The 2,918-nt window shown below is 63.9% G+C and carries 3 protein-coding genes; 2 read left to right on the top strand and 1 reads right to left on the bottom strand.

Going from position 1 to position 2,918, the window contains the following annotated elements; all coding sequences use genetic code 11:
• Positions 1-269: LysR family transcriptional regulator (locus RUW20_RS03960; RefSeq protein WP_313950898.1), on the bottom strand; the 269-nt coding region annotated here is incomplete at its 3' end.
• Positions 270-374: 105 nt separating this feature from the next.
• Here RUW20_RS03960 and RUW20_RS03955 point away from each other — a divergent pair.
• Both RUW20_RS03955 and RUW20_RS03950 read left to right on the top strand, forming a co-directional pair.
• Positions 375-1,076: a pirin family protein gene (locus RUW20_RS03955; protein WP_313950897.1), complete on the top strand. Its 702-nt coding sequence runs from the start codon at positions 375-377 to the stop codon at positions 1,074-1,076.
• Between the two features lie 365 nt (positions 1,077-1,441).
• The coding region (locus RUW20_RS03950; protein ID WP_313950896.1) for an IMP dehydrogenase at positions 1,442-2,918 on the top strand (1,477 nt) is incomplete at its 3' end.

Genomic DNA, 2,918 nt, shown 5'->3' with positions numbered 1-2,918 from the left:
TTGATGCGGTTGGCCACGGCATCGATGTCTGCCAGCAGACGCGCACCCTCGCGCAGTAGCTCTTCCCCGGCTTCAGTCAAGCGCGCCTGCCGAGAACTGCGATCAAACAGCAGCACATCCAGCGCGTCTTCGATCTGCCGCACACGGTAGGTCAGTGCACTCGGCACCATATGGCTGGCACGGGCGGCCGCAGCAAAGCTGCCGGCCTTGGCAATGGTCTGCAGCATGGCCAGGGCATCAGGCGTCAATACATCGCGGGCAGTCGGCATCTGGGGGTCGATTAGTTCAATAATTTTGAATGTTGTCATCAAAATGGCAGCGCCTGCAAGCCCACGAGCCAACGCACAATGCAGCTCATCGACAAGGAGGTTCACATGCTCACAATTCGCAAATCCCGGGATCGCGGTTACGCCAACCACGGTTGGCTTGAGAGCTACCACTCGTTTTCATTCGCCGGCTATCACGACCCGGCGCACATGAGCTGGGGCAACTTGCGGGTGATCAACGAGGACCGGGTGGCCCCCGGCACCGGCTTTGGCAAACACGGTCACCGCGACATGGAAATCATCAGCTACGTCCTGTCGGGAAACCTTGCGCATCAGGACAGCATCGGCAATATCAAGGGCATTCCGCCCGGCGACATCCAGCGCATGAGTGCCGGCAGCGGCGTGACGCACAGCGAGTTCAATCACGCCGAGGGCCAGACCACCCACTTTTTGCAGATCTGGATTACGCCCAACGTCACCGGCATTGCGCCGAGTTATGAGCAGAAGACGATTCCCGATCAAGAGAAGCGCGGAACACTGCGGCTGGTAGCCTCGCCCGATGGCGCGGAAGGGTCGGTCACCATACACGCGGACGCTCTGGTCTATGCCGGTTTGTTCGATGGCAAGGAGTCGGCGGAACTGGTGCTCGACCCCGAACGGAAAGCCTATGTGCATCTGGTGCGCGGCGTGCTCGAAGTCAATGGTCTGCGCATCGACTCGGGCGATGCGCTCCTGCTCCACGCGGAAAGCCGGATCACGATCAGTCACGGCAACGATGCCGAAGTGTTGGTGTTTGATCTCGCTGCCTGAGTGCCGTTTTTCACCGCAGTCCCCGCTGCAAGGACTCGAGGCTGTCTCACCCCCGAACACCAAACGGGTCAGAGCGATTTGCTTTTTCGCTCCCGGAAAACTATCTACTCTGACCCCGTTGGCTCCGTTGGCTTACAAGCAGGCATAAGAACGCCCGCGGCAGCGGGGTCGTGGTCACCTTAGGCTGAGGAACTCGGAGCCGAATTCGATGTAAGCTACTCTGGCCGCGGTCGCGTGGGCGGTGATCGGTGTGTGCAGTGGCATGGCGATTGACATCCGGCGCGGCGCCGGCCGCGTGACTGTAGCTTGATGGCCAGATCGACTATATTCCCGAGTCCAACCGCAGCATAACCCGAGACTGATACATGGTAACGAACAGGTGGCAGAACGTGGACGGCGCCTTCGCCGCGGCGCCGGACGAGGCGGCTTTCTGGACCGGCAGGACCTTCGACGATTTCCTGTTCCGGCCGCAGAAGACGGATTCGCAGACTCGCCGCAATATCAGCGTGAACTCGTTGCTGACGGCGGGCGTGGCCTTGGATCTGCCGATCGTTTCGTCGAACATGGACAGCGTGACCGGCGCCCACATGGCGCGGGCCATGGCCATGCACGGCGGCATTGGGGTCGTGCATCGCGCCATGAGCATCGAGCGCCAGGCGTCCGAAGTCGGCGTGGTGAAACGTAGCCAGAGCGCTGTCATCGTCAGTCCGCTGTGCCTGCCGGCGGGCACCACGATCCGCCAGGCCAGGCGTTTCGCGCGGCAGAACGGCATCACCGGCATCCTGATCGAGACGGCCAGCGGCTCCAACCTGCTCGCCGGGCTGCTCTCGAACCGCGACACGCCGGTGCACGGCGCTGACGAAGATCGACCGGTCGACGATTTCATGACCCCGCTGTCCCGCCTGGTGACCGGCGCGCCGGACATCTCCACTGATGAGGCCGAACGGCTGATGTTCGAACACCGCATCGAGCGCCTGCCGCTGATCGATGGCGAGAATCGCATCCATGGGCTGATCACGCGTCGCGACATCAATCTCAAGCGCGAACAGCCCGGCGCCAGCAAGGACAGCGCCGGCCACCTACGCTGCGCCGCGGCGGTCGGCGCGCGCGGCGATTACCTGGAGCGGGCCGCCGCGCTGCTCGAGGCCGGCGCCGATCTGCTATTCATCGACATCGCCCACGGCCACTCGGTCATCATGGAGCAGGCGGTCGCCGGGCTGCGGGGCAAGTTTGGCAGCGTGCCGCTGGTTTGCGGTAACGTCGCCACCGGCGCCGGCGCGCGCTTCATGCGCGATATCGGCGCCGATGCCGTCAAGGTCGGGGTCGGGCCGGGCCGCGGCTGCCGCACGCGGCTGGAAACGGCGGCCGGTGTGCCGCAGCTGCAGGCCATCCGCGAGGCCTATCTCGCCGTCGGTGACAGCGTGCCGATCATGGCCGATGGCGGCGTAAAAACCGACAAGGATATCTTTCTCGCCCTGATCTGCGGGGCGTCGACGGTAATGCTCGGCAGCGCGCTATCCGGCACCGACGAAGCGCCGGGCCGCGTGATAGAGGATCCGGCGACGCACATGAAGAAAAAGATCTACCGCGGCATGACCTCGCCCGAGGCGGTGCTGGAAACGCTGTACGACAACGGCAGCAGCGAAGAGCTCGACGCGGCGCTCGAAACCCCGCCCGAAGGCCAGGAAATCCAGGTGCCTTACCGCGGCAGCGTCAGCAGCATCCTGCAGCGCATCCGCGGCCACCTGCAGTCATCGGTGAGCTACGGTGGCGAGATCACGCTGGCGGCGGTGCGGGAGAAAGTGCTGCCTGATCCGACCGCGTTCCTGGTGCCGCTGAGCG

The sequence above is a fragment of the Accumulibacter sp. genome (assembly GCF_032229525.1).
GTDB lineage: Bacteria > Pseudomonadota > Gammaproteobacteria > Burkholderiales > Rhodocyclaceae > Accumulibacter.
The sequence above is the reverse complement of the archived record's forward strand: the minus strand, read 5'-3'. Positions and strand labels throughout refer to the sequence as shown.